At 69.2% G+C, this 15,417-nt stretch carries 17 protein-coding genes; all 17 read left to right on the top strand.

The features are described from left to right. Window positions 1-159 precede the first annotated feature (159 nt). The 17 genes from rpmE (at window position 160) to MB828_RS19550 (ending at window position 15,416) form a co-directional block, all read left to right on the top strand. Window positions 160-384: a 50S ribosomal protein L31 gene (gene rpmE, locus MB828_RS19630; protein WP_030672379.1), complete on the top strand. Its 225-nt coding sequence runs from the start codon at window positions 160-162 to the stop codon at window positions 382-384. A 113-nt stretch (window positions 385-497) separates the two neighbouring features. Further along, on the top strand, window positions 498-1,574 hold the full coding sequence (gene prfA / locus MB828_RS19625) for a peptide chain release factor 1 (RefSeq protein WP_046730650.1): 1,077 nt from the start codon (window positions 498-500) through the stop codon (window positions 1,572-1,574). Window positions 1,575-1,604: 30 nt separating this feature from the next. After that, window positions 1,605-2,450 carry a peptide chain release factor N(5)-glutamine methyltransferase gene (gene prmC / locus MB828_RS19620; RefSeq protein ID WP_133025286.1) on the top strand — a complete coding sequence of 282 codons (846 nt, stop codon included), beginning with the start codon at window positions 1,605-1,607 and terminating at the stop codon, window positions 2,448-2,450. A gap of 94 nt (window positions 2,451-2,544) precedes the next feature. Further along, window positions 2,545-3,192, top strand: a complete 648-nt coding sequence (locus tag MB828_RS19615; RefSeq protein ID WP_301649335.1) for an L-threonylcarbamoyladenylate synthase — start codon at window positions 2,545-2,547, stop codon at window positions 3,190-3,192. After that, window positions 3,189-3,872: a protein-tyrosine-phosphatase gene (locus MB828_RS19610; RefSeq protein ID WP_133025285.1), complete on the top strand. Its 684-nt coding sequence runs from the start codon at window positions 3,189-3,191 to the stop codon at window positions 3,870-3,872. The genes MB828_RS19615 and MB828_RS19610 overlap by 4 nt, the downstream gene beginning before the upstream one ends. 118 nt (window positions 3,873-3,990) lie before the next feature. After that, entirely contained in the window at window positions 3,991-5,238 is a 1,248-nt protein-coding gene (gene glyA / locus MB828_RS19605; RefSeq protein WP_301649334.1) for a serine hydroxymethyltransferase, read from the top strand. Between the two features lie 150 nt (window positions 5,239-5,388). Beyond that, the gene (locus MB828_RS19600) at window positions 5,389-6,753 is read left to right on the top strand and encodes an MraY family glycosyltransferase (RefSeq protein WP_301649333.1); all 1,365 of its coding nucleotides are present in this window, start codon (window positions 5,389-5,391) and stop codon (window positions 6,751-6,753) included. Between the two features lie 314 nt (window positions 6,754-7,067). Next, complete coding sequence (locus MB828_RS19595; RefSeq protein ID WP_301649332.1) at window positions 7,068-7,499, top strand: hypothetical protein; 432 nt, start codon at window positions 7,068-7,070, stop codon at window positions 7,497-7,499. Window positions 7,500-7,709: 210 nt separating this feature from the next. Beyond that, window positions 7,710-8,546 (top strand): F0F1 ATP synthase subunit A, encoded by an 837-nt coding sequence (gene atpB, locus MB828_RS19590; RefSeq protein WP_165941561.1) that lies wholly within the window; start codon window positions 7,710-7,712, stop codon window positions 8,544-8,546. A 76-nt stretch (window positions 8,547-8,622) separates the two neighbouring features. Further along, window positions 8,623-8,871, top strand: a complete 249-nt coding sequence (locus tag MB828_RS19585; RefSeq protein WP_067003022.1) for a F0F1 ATP synthase subunit C — start codon at window positions 8,623-8,625, stop codon at window positions 8,869-8,871. A gap of 37 nt (window positions 8,872-8,908) precedes the next feature. Then, window positions 8,909-9,454, top strand: coding sequence for a F0F1 ATP synthase subunit B (locus MB828_RS19580; protein ID WP_133025280.1), 546 nt, complete (start codon window positions 8,909-8,911; stop codon window positions 9,452-9,454). Next, the gene (locus MB828_RS19575; protein WP_301649331.1) at window positions 9,451-10,272 is read left to right on the top strand and encodes a F0F1 ATP synthase subunit delta; all 822 of its coding nucleotides are present in this window, start codon (window positions 9,451-9,453) and stop codon (window positions 10,270-10,272) included. Before MB828_RS19580 ends, MB828_RS19575 begins: the two co-directional genes overlap by 4 nt. A 126-nt stretch (window positions 10,273-10,398) precedes the next feature. Then, complete coding sequence (gene atpA, locus MB828_RS19570) at window positions 10,399-11,988, top strand: F0F1 ATP synthase subunit alpha (RefSeq protein WP_133025278.1); 1,590 nt, start codon at window positions 10,399-10,401, stop codon at window positions 11,986-11,988. 21 nt (window positions 11,989-12,009) lie between these two features. Further along, entirely contained in the window at window positions 12,010-12,927 is a 918-nt protein-coding gene (locus MB828_RS19565; protein ID WP_133025277.1) for a F0F1 ATP synthase subunit gamma, read from the top strand. Continuing rightward, on the top strand, window positions 12,928-14,361 hold the full coding sequence (gene atpD / locus MB828_RS19560; RefSeq protein ID WP_301649330.1) for a F0F1 ATP synthase subunit beta: 1,434 nt from the start codon (window positions 12,928-12,930) through the stop codon (window positions 14,359-14,361). It abuts the gene before it with no gap. 111 nt (window positions 14,362-14,472) lie between these two features. Next, window positions 14,473-14,847 carry a F0F1 ATP synthase subunit epsilon gene (locus tag MB828_RS19555; protein WP_133025276.1) on the top strand — a complete coding sequence of 125 codons (375 nt, stop codon included), beginning with the start codon at window positions 14,473-14,475 and terminating at the stop codon, window positions 14,845-14,847. Window positions 14,848-14,969: 122 nt separating this feature from the next. Next, window positions 14,970-15,416 carry a DUF2550 domain-containing protein gene (locus tag MB828_RS19550; protein WP_301649329.1) on the top strand — a complete coding sequence of 149 codons (447 nt, stop codon included), beginning with the start codon at window positions 14,970-14,972 and terminating at the stop codon, window positions 15,414-15,416. Window position 15,417 lies beyond the last annotated feature (1 nt).

Genomic DNA, 15,417 nt, shown 5'->3' with positions numbered 1-15,417 from the left:
CCCCCCCGTAGGCGACCCTCACCACCCCCGGAATAAAGATCCAAGGCCCCCGGTTTTGGGAGATGCGGCCAGCCCTGGCAGACTGGACCGTCGGCCCCGGTTCACGCCCCGCAGCCCGCGACGGCGACCCGGTGCCCTCCCGATACCTAGGAGACCCCCTTGAAGCGCGACATCCACCCCGAGTACGTCGAGACGCAGGTCAGCTGCACCTGTGGCGCGTCGTTCACGACCCGCAGCACCATCCAGTCCGGCACCATCCGTGCTGAGGTCTGCTCCGAGTGCCACCCGTTCTACACGGGCAAGCAGAAGATCCTCGACACCGGTGGCCGTGTGGCCCGCTTCGAGGCCCGCTTCGGCAAGGCTGCCGCCGGCTCCAAGAAGTAGCGAGCCTCAATTCGCCGGTCCACGGTCGCGCCCCGCGAGGGGTGTGTCCGGGACCGGCGTTTTTGGTCGCCCGCCTTCCCTTCCCCACGCCGTAGCAGTATCAGGAGCCAAAAATGTTCGAGGCCGTCGAGGAACTCGTCGTCGAGCACGCAGACCTGGAGAAGAAGCTCGCCGATCCGTCGGTCCACGCCGACCAGGCCAACGCGCGCAAGCTGAACAAGCGCTACGCCGAACTCACCCCGATCGTCGCCACGTACCGCTCCTGGAAGCAGACCGGCGACGACATCGAGACCGCGCGTGAACTGGCCGCCGACGACCCCGACTTCGCCGCCGAGGTCAAGGAGCTGGACAAGCAGCGCGACGAGCTGACCGAGAAGCTGCGGCTGCTGCTCGTACCCCGGGACCCGTCCGACGACAAGGACGTCATCCTGGAGATCAAGGCCGGGGCGGGCGGCGACGAGTCCGCGCTGTTCGCGGGTGACCTGCTGCGCATGTACCTCCGGTACGCCGAGCGCGTCGGCTGGAAGACCGAGATCATCGACTCCACCGAGTCCGAGCTGGGCGGCTACAAGGACGTCCAGGTCGCCGTGAAGACCAAGGGCGGCCAGGGCGCGACGGAACCCGGCCAGGGCGTCTGGGCACGGCTGAAGTACGAGGGCGGTGTGCACCGCGTGCAGCGCGTGCCGGCCACCGAGTCGCAGGGCCGCATCCACACCTCCGCGGCCGGCGTGCTGGTCACGCCCGAGGCGGAGGAGGTCGACGTCGAGATCAACCCCAACGACCTGCGCATCGACGTCTACCGGTCCTCCGGACCCGGCGGGCAGTCCGTCAACACCACCGACTCCGCGGTGCGCATCACGCACCTGCCCACCGGAGTCGTCGCCTCCTGCCAGAACGAGAAGAGCCAGCTGCAGAACAAGGAGCAGGCCTTGCGTATCCTGCGCTCCAGGCTGCTCGCCGCGGCGCAGGAGGAGGCGGAGAAGGAGGCCGCCGACGCCCGCCGCAGCCAGGTCCGCACCGTCGACCGCTCCGAGAAGATCCGCACGTACAACTTCCCGGAGAATCGTCTCTCGGACCACCGCGTCGGCTTCAAGGCGTACAACCTGGACCAGGTCCTGGACGGCGACCTCGACGCGGTGATCCAGGCCTGCGTCGACGCGGACTCGGCCGCCAAGCTGGCAGCCGCATAAGAGGTACGAGTTACTACACGGAGGACCAGCGTGAACCTGCTGCTCGCCGAGGTGGCCCAGGCCGCCCAGCGGCTGGCCGACGCCGGCGTGCCCTCGCCGCGCAACGACGCGGAGGAACTCGCCGCGTTCGTGCACGGCGTGAAGCGGGGCGCGCTGCACTCCGTCAAGGACTCGGACTTCGACGCCCGTTACTGGGAGGTCATCGCCCGCCGGGAGCAGCGCGAACCGCTCCAGCACATCACCGGGCGGGCGTACTTCCGGTACCTCGAACTCCAGGTGGGTCCGGGCGTGTTCGTGCCGCGCCCGGAGACCGAGTCGGTGGTCGGGTGGGCCATAGACGCCGTGCGGGCCATGGACGTCGTCGAGCCCCGCATCGTCGACCTGTGCACCGGTTCCGGCGCCATCGCGCTCGCCCTCGCCCAGGAGGTCCCGCGCTCGCGCGTGCACGCCGTGGAGCTGTCCGAGGAGGCGCTCCAGTGGACCCGCAAGAACATGGCGGGCTCCCGGGTCGACCTGCGCCAGGGAGACGCCCTGGACGCCTTCCACGACCTCGACGGCCACGTCGACCTGGTCATCTCCAACCCGCCGTACATCCCGCTCACCGAGTGGGAGTACGTCGCCCCCGAGGCCCGCGACTACGACCCCGAACTCGCCCTGTTCTCCGGCGAGGACGGCCTGGACCTGATCCGGGGCATCGAACGCACCGCGCACCGGCTGCTGCGCCCCGGCGGTGTCGTCGTCATCGAGCACGCCGACACCCAGGGCGGCCAGGTGCCGTGGATCTTCACCGAGGAGCGGGGCTGGGCCGACGCGGCGGACCACCCGGACCTCAACAAGCGCCCCCGCTTCGCGACCGCCCGCAAGGCGCTGCCGTGATCACCCCGCAGACTGTTTCCCGGAAGTCCCGGAATTCCCGGAACCGGATGTCCTGGAAGTACGTGTACTTCGTGTACGAGGAGGCCAGCTAGACATGGCACGGCGATACGACACCAACGACGCGACCGACCGCGTGACGGGTCTGCGCGAGGCCGCGTCCGCCGTCCGCCGGGGCGAACTGGTGGTGCTGCCGACCGACACGGTGTACGGCATCGGCGCCGACGCGTTCACCTCGGAGGCGGTCGCCGACCTCCTCGACGCCAAGGGCCGGGGCCGCAACATGCCCACCCCGGTGCTCATCGGCTCCCCGAACACGCTCCACGGCCTGGTCACCGACTTCTCCGAGCAGGCCTGGGAACTGGTCGACGCGTTCTGGCCGGGCGCGCTCACCCTGGTCGCCAAGCACCAGCCGTCCCTCCAGTGGGACCTCGGGGACAGCCGGGGCACGGTCGCCGTGCGCATGCCACTGCACCCGGTCGCCATCGAACTGCTCACCGAGGTCGGCCCGATGGCCGTCTCCTCCGCCAACCTCACCGGCCACCCGTCGCCGGAGACCTGCGACGCCGCGCAGGAGATGCTCGGCGACTCCGTCTCCGTCTACCTCGACGGCGGCCCTACCCCGGGCAACGTGCCGTCCTCGATCGTCGACGTCACCCGTGAGGTTCCGCTGCTGCTGCGCGCGGGCGCGATCTCGGCGGAGGAGCTGCGCAAGGTCGTACCCGACCTCGAGGTGGCGAATTGACAGCCCCTGACGCGGGGCGTGGCATAGGCAACGGGGAGCGCGCGGCGGAGATCACGACCACGTTCGTGGGGCTGCCGCGCGACAGCTTCCGCATCCTCCACGTCAGCACCGGCAACGTGTGCCGCTCGCCGATCACCGAGCGGCTGAACCGCCATCTCGTGACGGACCGGCTCGGTACCTTCCTGGGCGGCGGTCTGATCGTGGAGAGCGCGGGCACCTGGGGCCACGAGGGCGCGCCCATGGAGGCCAACGCGGAGGCCGTGCTCGCCGAGTTCGGCGCGGACCCGTCCGGGTTCGTCGGCCGGGAACTCCTCGACGAGCACGTCATCCGGGCCGACCTGGTGCTGACGGCCACCCGCGACCACCGCGCCCAGGTCATCTCCATGGGCCACTCCGCGGGCCTGCGCACCTTCACGCTGAAGGAGTTCACCCGCCTGGTCCGCGCGATCGACCCGGCGACGCTGCCGCCGCTCTCGGAGGGCGTGGTGGTCCGGGCCCGCGCGCTGGTCCGCGCGGCCGCCGCGCTGCGCGGGTGGCTGCTGGCACCGACGGCGGAGGCGGACGAGGTCCACGACCCGTACGGCGCCCCGCTGCCGTTCTTCCGGTCCATCGGCGACGAGATACACGAGGCCCTGGACCCGGTGGTCACGGCACTCACCGGCGTCCCCGCGCGGATGTAGTCCCGGCGGCGGAACCGGCGGCGCCACACCTGACCACACCCGTACGCACAAACCGCGCGTTCGCTCCATACCGGGCCTACATTGGCTGTACGTCACCGTCGACCGCCCGGAGCCCGTCATGTCGGTCACCCCTACCCTCGACGAGGCCGATCTGCTGCTGCGCCGGCAGGACCCGGAGCTCGCCGAGCTCCTGCTGGGCGAGTTCACCCGGCAGTCGACGTCGTTGCAGCTGATCGCCGCCGAGAACTTCACCTCCCCGGCCGTGCTGGCCGCGCTCGGCTCGCCGCTCGCCAACAAGTACGCCGAGGGCTATCCGGGCGCCCGGCACCACGGCGGCTGCGAGATCGTGGACGTCGCCGAGCGGCTCGCCGTGGACCGCGCCAAGGCCCTGTTCGGCGCCGCGCACGCCAACGTCCAGTCCCACTCGGGGTCCTCCGCCGTGCTGGCCGCCTACGCGGCCCTGCTGCGCCCCGGGGACACCGTGCTCGCCCTCGGGCTGCCCTACGGCGGCCACCTCACCCACGGGTCCCCGGCCAACTTCTCCGGCCGCTGGTTCGACTTCATCGGGTACGGGGTGGACGCGGAGAGCGGGCTCGTCGACCACGACCAGGTGCGCGCGCTGGCCCGCGCCCACCGGCCCAAGGCGATCGTGTGCGGATCCATCGCCTACCCCCGCCACCTCGACTACGCCGCCTTCCGCGAGATCGCCGACGAGGTCGGCGCGTACCTGATCGCGGACGCCGCGCACCCGATCGGGCTGGTCGCCGGGGGAGCGGCGCCCAACCCGGTGCCGTACGCGGACGTGGTGTGCGCGACCACGCACAAGGTGCTGCGCGGGCCGCGCGGCGGGATGCTGCTGTGCGCGTCGCCCGAACTGGCCGAGCGTCTGGACCGGGCGGTGTTCCCGTTCACCCAGGGCGGCGCGCAGATGCACACCATCGCCGCCAAGGCGGTGGCGTTCGGGGAGGCGGCCACACCGGCGTTCGCCGCGTACGCCCATCAGGTGGTCGTCAACGCGGGCGTCCTCGCCGCCGGCCTCGCCGACCAGGGGCTCACGGTCACGACGGGCGGTACCGACACCCATCTGATCGTCGCCGACCCCGCCCCCCTCGGGGTGGAGGGGCGCGTCGCCCGCGGGCGGCTCGCCGCCGCCGGGATCGTCCTCGACTGCTGTGCTCTTCCCCACGGTGACGCGCGTGGGCTGCGGCTGGGCACGGCGGCCGTGACCACCCAGGGCATGGGGGCGCCTGAGATGGCCCGGATCGCGGTGCTGCTGGCGGCCGTGGTGCGCGGGGAGGCCCAGGTGGGGAGGGTGCGTGACGAGGTGCGTGAGCTCACCGGTAGATTTCCGCCGTATCCCCGTTGAGACGGGGTAAACGCAGCGTCGTACACACTGTTGTGCGCCCGGTTCACAGCCGTCCGTGCAACCATCGTCGCTACCCGGAAGTCCCCATACATATGCGTCCCTCGCTAGGGTGTGGGGCTGTGATGGCCAGCGAGACCTGTGGGGAAGCCCGTGCGTGAATACCTGCTGACGCTCTGCATCACGGCCGCGGTGACGTATCTGCTGACAGGGCCGGTACGGAAGTTTGCGATCGTGGCCGGGGCCATGCCGGAGATCAGGGCCCGTGACGTGCACCGGGAACCCACTCCGCGGCTCGGCGGGATCGCCATGTTCTTCGGGCTGTGCGCGGGTCTGCTGGTCGCCGACCACATGACCAACCTCAACGAGGTCTTCGAGAAGTCCAACGAGCCGCGCGCGCTGCTCTCCGGCGCCGCGCTGATCTGGCTGATCGGTGTGCTCGACGACAAGTTCGAGATCGACGCCCTGATCAAGCTGGGCGGCCAGATGATCGCCGCGGGCGTCATGGTCATGCAGGGTCTGACGATCCTGTGGCTGCCCGTCCCTGGCGTCGGGAACGTGGCCCTGACCCCGTGGCAGGGCACGCTGCTGACGGTGGCCCTGGTCGTCATCACGATCAACGCGGTGAACTTCGTCGACGGCCTGGACGGTCTGGCCTCCGGCATGGTGTGCATCGCGGCCGCGGCGTTCTTCCTGTACGCCTACCGCATCTGGTACTCGTACGGCATCGAGGCCGCCGCACCGGCGACGCTGTTCGCGGCGATCCTGATGGGCATGTGCCTGGGCTTCCTGCCGCACAACATCCATCCGGCGCGGATCTTCATGGGCGACTCGGGCTCGATGCTGATCGGGCTGGTGCTGGCCGCGGGCGCGATCTCGATCACCGGTCAGGTCGACCCGGACGTGATGAACCTGTTCGCCGGCTCCGAGCGCAACGCCGTGCACCAGACGGTGCCGGTGTACATCCCGCTGCTGCTGCCGCTGACCATCATCGCGGTGCCGGCCGCCGACCTGGTGCTGGCGATCGTCCGGCGTACCTGGCGCGGTCAGTCGCCGTTCGCGGCGGACCGCGGGCACCTGCACCACCGGCTCCTGGAGATCGGCCACTCGCACAGCCGGGCCGTGCTGATCATGTACTTCTGGTCGGCGCTGATCGGCTTCGGCACGCTGGCCTACTCGGTGAACTCGGCGTCCATGTGGATCGTGCTGGGCGTGGCGTTCTTCAGCGCGGTCGGCCTGGTGCTGCTCCTGCTGCCGCGGTTCACGCCGCGGGCGCCCCGGTGGGCGCAGGCCTTCGTGCCGCCCCGCTACCGGCGTCCCAGGGCCGCTTCGGCGGCCGAGGCGCCGGCCGCGGCGACTCCGCGGACGGCGGCCGTCGTCGCGGAGCAGGAGTGCCCGGAGGAGGCCGACGGACACCGCTCCCCGGTGCCCGCCGGAGCGGCCTCGGTCAACGGCGCGACGGCCATCGGAGGCCGCTCGCGCTTCCTGGACCGGCGGACGTCGGGAAGCTCTCACTGAGGCTCGCCAAGGTAAGAATCTGACTAGAGCATTGCCAAGTCGTGGGGGAGCAAAGACCCCCAATACCAGACACAACGGCTCGGTTTTCGCTCAGACGGGCAGGTTCACTCTCATGTGTGACAGCAAGCACACCCAGCAGGTAAAGACCTCATCAAATAGTTTGTGATACGGTTCACGAGAACCCCGGACAGAGCCGAAGGACCCAAGTGCGTTGGTCCATTGGCGTGAGGTCGGCGTGAGGTTTTCGCCCCTCCGACCGGGACTACGCTCGTCCATGACGACACCTGCCCCCCTGTGAAAGCGGAGTTGCCGCCATGCCGTCCAATGACGTCCGGATCCTGGCCCAGGCCGCCGTACCCACGGCCGCCGTCGGCGTGCTCGCCGCCGTCGTCGGCGGTGTGGTCGCGGGCGGCAAGGGAGCGATCGGGGCGCTCGTCGGGGCGGTGATCGTGATCCTCTTCATGGGGATCGGCCTCTACGTCCTCCAGCGCACGGCCAGGTCCATGCCGCAGCTCTTCCAGATGATGGGCCTGATGCTCTACGCGGCCCAGCTTCTGCTGCTGTTCATCTTCATGGCCATGTTCAAGAACACGACGCTGTTCAACCCCCGTGCCTTCGCGATCACGCTCGTGGTCGCCACCCTCACGTGGATCGCCGCCCAGACGCGCGCCCACATGAAGGCGAAAATCCTCTACGTCGAACCCGACAAGGCCGACAAGGCCGAGAAGACCGGGCATTCCTCGTGAGAGGTAGGGCCGGGATAAAGGCGCACGAGAGATGCTGCTATCGTCCGGTGCCAACTGCGGCATCGCGGGCGCGGGCATCTGAGCTGACGCCTGCTCAATCGCGAGGCGAGATGCCCCCCAGCCGCCCCCACATCCGTAACACCAGTCCCGTGCCGAACCGCGGCCCTGCGCCGCGCCGACACAACGAGGTTGCCGTACCCATGCGCCACGATGAAGGAGCCCGCGGTGAGTGCTGACCCGACGCAGACGCTCGCTTTCGACACGAGCTGTCACCTGTTCGACGGGTGTGGCTTCCCGGCTCCGGGCCTGCACTCGTTCCTGTTCAAGCCGCTCTTCGGCGACGCGGACAGCAACGTGTACTTCAACAAGACGATGCTGCTGGCGCTGCTCGGGTCGATCATCATCGTGGGCTTCTTCTGGGCCGCCTTCGCGCGTCCCAAGGTCGTCCCGGGCAAGCTCCAGATGATCGCCGAGACCGGCTACGACTTCGTCCGCCGCGGTGTCGTCTACGAGACCATCGGCAAGAAGGAAGGCGAGAAGTACGTCCCGTTCGTCGTCTCGCTGTTCTTCTTCGTCTGGATGATGAACCTCTGGTCGATCATCCCGCTCGCCCAGTTCCCGGTCACCGCGATCATCTCGTACCCCGCGGTCCTCGCCGGCCTCGTCTACATCACGTGGGTCTCGCTGACCTTCAAGCGCCACGGTTTCGTCGGCGCCTTCAAGAACTTCACCGGCTACGACAAGTCGCTCGGCGCGGTGCTCCCGCTGTCGATGACGATCGAGCTCTTCTCGAACCTGCTCGTGCGGCCCTTCACCCACGCCGTCCGACTCTTCGCGAACATGTTCGCCGGCCACACCCTGCTGCTGCTCTTCACGATCGCCAGCTGGTACATGCTGAACGGCATCGGCATCGCCTACTCCGCCGTGTCGTTCGTGATGGTCATCGTGATGACCGCCTTCGAGCTCTTCATCCAGGCTGTCCAGGCCTATGTCTTCGTACTGCTGACCTGCAGCTTCATTCAGGGCGCGCTCGCCGAGTCCCACTGAGCGCCCACCCGCTCCACCACCCATGACATCCGGTGGCCAACCCCCACCGGTCCTTGAAAGAGAAGGAAGAACCGGCATGTCCGTTCTGCACGAGACCCTGGCCGCTGTCCAGATCAAGGGCAACCTCGGCTCCATCGGTTACGGCCTCGCCGCGATCGGCCCGGGCGTCGGCGTCGGCATCATCTTCGGTAACGGCACCCAGGCCCTCGCCCGCCAGCCCGAGGCGGCCGGCCTGATCCGCGCCAACCAGATCCTCGGCTTCGCCTTCTGTGAGGCGCTCGCCCTGATCGGTCTGGTCATGCCGTTCGTCTACCCGGCCTCCTGACCCGACTGCCGCGCACCATTAGACGAAAGGCACTGATATGAGCCCCCTGGTTCAGCTGGCGGCGGAGGAGGCCGAGAACCCCCTCATCCCGCCGATCCCAGAGCTCGTCATCGGCCTCATCGCCTTCGTCATCGTCTTCGGCTTCCTCGCCAAGAAGCTCCTTCCGAACATCAACAAGGTTCTGGAGCAGCGCCGCGAGGCGATCGAGGGCGGTATCGAGAAGGCCGAGGCCGCGCAGACCGAGGCCCAGAGCGTCCTTGAGCAGTACAAGGCCCAGCTCGCCGAGGCCCGGCACGAGGCCGCGCGCCTGCGCCAGGAGGCTCAGGAGCAGGGCGCCGCGCTCATCGCCGAGATGCGCGCCGAGGGCCAGCGGCAGCGTGAGGAGATCGTGGCCGCCGGTCACGCCCAGATCGAGGCCGACCGCAAGTCGGCCGCGCAGGCGCTGCGCCAGGACGTCGGCCACCTGGCCACCGACCTGGCCGGCAAGCTCGTCGGCGAGTCCCTCGAGGACCACGCCCGGCAGAGCCGTGTCATCGACCGCTTCCTCGACGAGCTCGAGGAGAAGGCCGAGGCGGCTCGATGACAGCGCACGGAGCGAGCCGCGAGGCCCTGGCAACCGGACGCGAGCGTCTCGACGCGCTGACGGACTCCACGTCCGTGGACGCGACGCGGCTCGCCGACGAGCTGGCGGCTGTCACCGCGCTGCTCGACCGCGAGGCAGGCCTGCGCCGGGTCCTCACCGACCCGGCGCAGCCCGGCGAGGCCAAGGCCGAGCTGGTCCGGCGCCTGGTCGGCGGCCAGGTCTCCGAGACCACCGCCGACGTGGTCGCCGGTCTGGCCCGCTCCCGCTGGTCGCAGCCCCGCGACCTGGTGGACGCGCTGGAGGAGCTGGCGAACATCGCCGACCTCACCGCCGCGCAGAAGTCGAACACGCTGGACGACGTGGAGGACGAGCTGTTCCGGTTCGGCCGGATCGTCTCCTCCAGCACCGAGCTGCGTGCCGCGCTCACCGACCGGAAGGCCACCGCCGCCGCCAAGGTCGAGCTGCTGCACCGGCTGCTCGGCGGCCGCGCCAAGCCGGTCACCGAGCGTCTGGTCACGCGCCTTGTGACCGTGCCGCGGGGACGTAGCCTGGAAGCGGGCCTGGAGGCCCTGTCCAAGCTCGCCGCGGAGCGCCGCAGCCGCGTCGTCGCCGTCGTCACCTCGGCGGTGCCGCTGAGCGAGCCGCAGAAGCAGCGCCTGGGCGCCGCCCTCGCGAAGCTCTACGGCCGCACGATGCACCTCAACCTCGACGTCGACCCCGCGGTCGTCGGCGGGATCCGGGTGCAGGTCGGTGACGAGGTCATCAACGGTTCGATCGCGGACCGGCTCGAGGACGCGGCCCGCCGCATGGCGAGCTAGTACCCAACTCAAGAGTCAGTACGTACTTACGGCCCTGGTTGGGCCGGTGTGCAGAAGAATCCTGGGGGTCGCCCCCAGACCCCCCAAGTGAAACTTCGGGCCCAACAAGGAGAGCAGGGAACCCAGATGGCGGAGCTCACGATCCGGCCGGAGGAGATCCGGGACGCGCTGGAGAACTTCGTCCAGTCGTACAAGCCGGACGCGGCCTCGCGCGAGGAGGTCGGTACGGTCACCCTTGCCGGCGACGGCATCGCGAAGGTCGAGGGTCTTCCCTCGGCCATGGCCAACGAACTGCTGAAGTTCGAGGACGGCACCCTCGGCCTCGCGCTGAACCTGGAAGAGCGCGAGATCGGCGCCATCGTCCTCGGTGAGTTCAGCGGCATCGAGGAGGGTCAGCCGGTGCACCGCACCGGTGAGGTCCTCTCCGTCGCGGTCGGCGAGGGCTACCTCGGCCGCGTCGTCGACCCGCTCGGCAACCCGATCGACGGCCTCGGCGAGATCGAGACGTCCGGCCGCCGCGCCCTGGAGCTGCAGGCTCCGGGCGTCATGGCCCGTAAGTCGGTGCACGAGCCGATGGAGACCGGCTACAAGGCCGTCGACGCGATGACCCCGGTCGGCCGCGGCCAGCGTCAGCTGATCATCGGCGACCGCCAGACCGGCAAGACCGCCCTGGCCGTCGACACGATCATCAACCAGCGCGACAACTGGCGCTCGGGCGACCCGAAGAAGCAGGTCCGCTGCGTCTACGTCGCCATCGGCCAGAAGGGCTCGACCATCGCCTCCGTGCGTGGCGCCCTGGAAGAGGCCGGCGCGCTGGAGTACACGACCATCGTCGCCGCCCCGGCGTCCGACCCGGCCGGCTTCAAGTACCTGGCGCCGTACACCGGCTCGGCCATCGGCCAGCACTGGATGTACGACGGCAAGCACGTCCTCATCATCTTCGACGACCTCTCGAAGCAGGCCGACGCCTACCGCGCCGTGTCCCTGCTGCTGCGCCGCCCGCCGGGCCGTGAGGCCTACCCGGGTGACGTCTTCTACCTGCACTCGCGTCTGCTGGAGCGCTGCGCCAAGCTCTCCGACGAGATGGGTGCCGGTTCGATGACCGGTCTGCCGATCGTCGAGACCAAGGCCAACGACGTCTCGGCGTTCATCCCGACCAACGTCATCTCCATCACCGACGGCCAGTGCTTCCTGGAGTCGGACCTGTTCAACGCCGGTCAGCGCCCCGCGCTGAACGTCGGTATCTCCGTCTCCCGAGTCGGTGGTTCCGCGCAGCACAAGGCGATGAAGCAGGTCTCCGGCCGACTGCGTCTGGACCTCGCCCAGTACCGCGAGCTCGAGGCGTTCGCCGCCTTCGGTTCCGACCTGGACGCCGCGTCGAAGTCGCAGCTGGAGCGTGGTCAGCGTCTGGTCGAGCTGCTCAAGCAGGCTCAGTACCAGCCGATGCCGACCGAGGACCAGGTCGTCTCCGTGTGGGCCGGCACCACCGGCAAGATGGACGACGTCCCGGTCGCCGACATCCGCCGCTTCGAGAAGGAGCTGCTCGAGTACCTGCACCGCAAGGAGCAGGGCCTCATGACCTCCATCAAGGAGGGCGGCAAGATGTCGGACGACACCCTCACCGCTGTTGCCGACGCGATCGCCGACTTCAAGAAGCAGTTCGAGACCTCGGACGGCAAGCTTCTCGGCGAGGACGCCCCGGCCGCGGCCAAGTGACGTAAGGAAGGGACCTGACTCATGGGAGCCCAGCTCCGGGTCTACAAGCGTCGCATCCGATCCGTCACCGCGACCAAGAAGATCACCAAGGCGATGGAGATGATCGCCGCCTCGCGTGTCGTCAAGGCGCAGCGCAAGGTGCGGGCCTCCGCGCCGTACGCGACCGAGCTCACCCGCGCGGTCACGGCGGTCGGTACCGGCTCCAACACCAAGCACCCGCTGACCACCGAGGCGGAGTCGCCGACCCGTTCCGCGGTGCTGCTCCTCACGAGCGACCGCGGTCTGGCCGGCGCCTTCAACTCCAACGCCATCAAGGCCGCCGAGCAGCTGACGGCGCGTCTCGAGGCGGAGGGCAAGGAGGTCGACACGTACATCGTCGGCCGCCGCGGTCTGGCCCACTACAACTTCCGCGAGCGCAAGGTCGTGGAGTCGTGGGCCGGCTTCACCGACGAGCCCTCGTACGCGGACGCCAAGAAGGTCGCGGCGCCGCTGATCGAGGCCATCGAGACGGAGACGGCGGACGGCGGCGTGGACGAACTCCACATCGTCTACACCGAGTTCGTGTCGATGATGACGCAGACGGCGCTCGACGCCCGGCTGCTGCCGCTGCGCCTCGAAGAGGTCGCGGAGGAGAACCCCGCCAAGGGCGAGATCCTCCCGCTGTACGACTTCGAGCCCTCGGCGGAGGACGTCCTCGACGCCCTGCTGCCGCGCTACGTGGAGAGCCGCATCTACAACGCGCTGCTCCAGTCGGCGGCTTCGAAGCACGCCGCCACGCGGCGCGCGATGAAGTCGGCCACCGACAACGCGGGCGAGCTGATCAACACGCTCTCCCGTCTTGCCAACGCGGCCCGCCAGGCCGAAATCACCCAGGAAATCAGCGAGATCGTCGGTGGCGCCAGTGCCCTGGCCGACGCGACCGCGGGGAGTGACCGATAAATGACCACTGTTGAGACCGCGACGGCCACGGGCCGCGTCGCCCGGGTCATCGGCCCGGTCGTCGACGTGGAGTTCCCCGTCGACGCGATGCCGGACATCTACAACGCCCTTCACGTCGAGGTGGCCGACCCGGCCAACGCCGGCGAGAAGAAGACGCTGACCCTGGAGGTCGCCCAGCACCTGGGTGACGGCCTGGTCCGCACCATCTCCATGCAGCCCACCGACGGTCTGGTCCGCCAGGCCCCGGTCATCGACACCGGCGACGGCATCACCGTCCCGGTCGGCGACTTCACCAAGGGCAAGGTGTTCAACACCCTCGGTGAGGTGCTGAACGTCGACGAGCAGTACACGGGCGAGCGCTGGTCCATCCACCGCAAGGCCCCGAACTTCGACGAGCTCGAGTCGAAGACCGAGATGTTCGAGACCGGCGTCAAGGTCATCGACCTTCTCACCCCGTACGTCAAGGGTGGAAAGATCGGTCTGTTCGGTGGTGCCGGCGTCGGCAAGACGGTGCTCATCCAGGAGATGATCTACCGCGTCGCCAACAACCACGACGGTGTCTCCGTGTTCGCCGGTGTCGGCGAGCGCACCCGTGAGGGCAACGACCTCATCGAGGAGATGGCCGACTCGGGCGTCATCGACAAGACCGCCCTGGTCTTCGGCCAGATGGACGAGCCCCCGGGCACCCGTCTGCGCGTCGCGCTGGCCGGCCTGACCATGGCCGAGTACTTCCGTGACGTCCAGAAGCAGGACGTGCTGTTCTTCATCGACAACATCTTCCGCTTCACGCAGGCCGGTTCCGAGGTCTCGACCCTGCTCGGCCGCATGCCCTCCGCGGTGGGCTACCAGCCGAACCTGGCCGACGAGATGGGTCTCCTCCAGGAGCGCATCACCTCGACCCGTGGTCACTCGATCACCTCGATGCAGGCGATCTACGTCCCCGCGGACGACCTGACCGACCCGGCCCCGGCCACCACCTTCGCCCACCTCGACGCGACGACGGTGCTCTCCCGTCCGATCTCGGAGAAGGGCATCTACCCGGCCGTGGACCCGCTGGACTCCACGTCCCGGATCCTGGACCCGCGCTACATCGCGGCGGACCACTACAACACCGCTATGCGGGTGAAGACGGTCCTCCAGAAGTACAAGGACCTCCAGGACATCATCGCGATCCTCGGTATCGACGAGCTGGGCGAGGAGGACAAGCTCACCGTCCACCGTGCCCGTCGCGTGGAGCGCTTCCTGTCCCAGAACACCCACGTCGCCAAGCAGTTCACCGGCGTCGACGGGTCGGACGTCCCGCTGGACGAGTCGATCGCGGCCTTCAACGCGATCATCGACGGCGAGTACGACCACTTCCCGGAGCAGGCGTTCTTCCTGTGCGGTGGCATCGAGGACCTGAAGGCCAACGCCAAGGAGCTGGGCGTCTCCTGAGCCTCGTGCTCTGACTGAGGGGGCGGGTGCGTCCCGCCCCCTCTCTCACGCCCATTAGAATTGACCCCAACACCCGGCACCCCCTGCCGGGTGGTGACCCGAGGAGCCACCTTGGCTGCTGAGCTGCACGTCGCGCTGGTCGCGGCCGACCGAGAGGTCTGGTCCGGCGAGGCCACCCTGGTCGTCGCGCGCACCACGTCCGGCGACATCGGCGTCATGCCCGGTCACCAGCCGCTGCTCGGTGTGCTGGAGTCGGGCCCGGTGACCATCCGTACGAGTGATGGCGGGACGGTCGTCGCCGCGGTGCACGGCGGTTTCATCTCGTTCGCGGACAACAAGCTGTCGCTGCTGGCCGAGGTCGCCGAGCTGTCGGACGAGATCGACGTCCAGCGCGCGGAGCGGGAGCTGGAGCGCGCGAAGGCGGAGGGCGACGCCACCGCCGAGCGGCGCGCCGACGTCCGCCTGCGGGCGGCGACCTCACGCTGACACCGCACGCTGTGCAATGACACCATTCAGCCGCGGCTGGGACCTTCGGGTCCCAGCCGCGGCTGAGGTAGATCTGGGTCTTTTTACGTTCCATTACCTAGGAGACGGGGAGGTCGGTGCCGATGGTCCTCGCTCTGACTGTGGCCGGAATCGTGGTCGCGCTGGTGGTGGTGGGACTGTTCCTCTTCGGCCTGCGCCGCAGACTGATCCAGCGCTCCGGCGGTACCTTCGACTGTTCCCTGCGCTGGGACGTCCCCGAGAAACCCGACGCCAACGGCAAGGGCTGGAGCTACGGCGTCGCCCGCTACAACGGGGACAGCGTCGAGTGGTACCGCGTCTTCTCCTACGCCTACCGCCCCCGCCGGGTCCTGGAGCGGGCCCAGATCGAGGTGGCCGGCCGCCGGCTCCCCGAGGGCGAGGAGGAGCTGGCCCTGCTCTCCGACGCGGTGATCCTCGCCTGTGCCCACCGGGGCACTCGCCTCGAACTCGCGATGAGCGAGGACGCGCTGACCGGATTCCTCGCGTGGCTGGAAGCGGCCCCGCCCGGTCAGCGCGTCAACGTCGCTTAGC

The organism is Streptomyces arenae (genome assembly GCF_022343545.1).
GTDB lineage: Bacteria > Actinomycetota > Actinomycetes > Streptomycetales > Streptomycetaceae > Streptomyces > Streptomyces humi.
Note: the sequence above shows the minus strand (reverse complement) of the source record. Positions and strands in the feature narration are given on the sequence as shown.

Bases quoted from the DNA above. Each gene is read 5' to 3' on its own strand.
- MB828_RS19595 (WP_301649332.1), top strand. From the start codon at position 7,068: ATGCCGTCCAATGACGTCCGGATCCTGGCCCAGGCCGCCGTACCCACG.
- atpB (WP_165941561.1), top strand. From the start codon at position 7,710: ATGAAGGAGCCCGCGGTGAGTGCTGACCCGACGCAGACGCTCGCTTTC.
- MB828_RS19550 (WP_301649329.1), top strand. From the start codon at position 14,970: ATGGTCCTCGCTCTGACTGTGGCCGGAATCGTGGTCGCGCTGGTGGTG.
- MB828_RS19565 (WP_133025277.1), top strand. From the start codon at position 12,010: ATGGGAGCCCAGCTCCGGGTCTACAAGCGTCGCATCCGATCCGTCACC.
- MB828_RS19615 (WP_301649335.1), top strand. From the start codon at position 2,545: ATGGCACGGCGATACGACACCAACGACGCGACCGACCGCGTGACGGGT.
- glyA (WP_301649334.1), top strand. From the start codon at position 3,991: ATGTCGGTCACCCCTACCCTCGACGAGGCCGATCTGCTGCTGCGCCGG.
- atpA (WP_133025278.1), top strand. From the start codon at position 10,399: ATGGCGGAGCTCACGATCCGGCCGGAGGAGATCCGGGACGCGCTGGAG.
- atpD (WP_301649330.1), top strand. From the start codon at position 12,928: ATGACCACTGTTGAGACCGCGACGGCCACGGGCCGCGTCGCCCGGGTC.
- prfA (WP_046730650.1), top strand. From the start codon at position 498: ATGTTCGAGGCCGTCGAGGAACTCGTCGTCGAGCACGCAGACCTGGAG.
- MB828_RS19585 (WP_067003022.1), top strand. From the start codon at position 8,623: ATGTCCGTTCTGCACGAGACCCTGGCCGCTGTCCAGATCAAGGGCAAC.
- MB828_RS19575 (WP_301649331.1), top strand. From the start codon at position 9,451: ATGACAGCGCACGGAGCGAGCCGCGAGGCCCTGGCAACCGGACGCGAG.
- MB828_RS19580 (WP_133025280.1), top strand. From the start codon at position 8,909: ATGAGCCCCCTGGTTCAGCTGGCGGCGGAGGAGGCCGAGAACCCCCTC.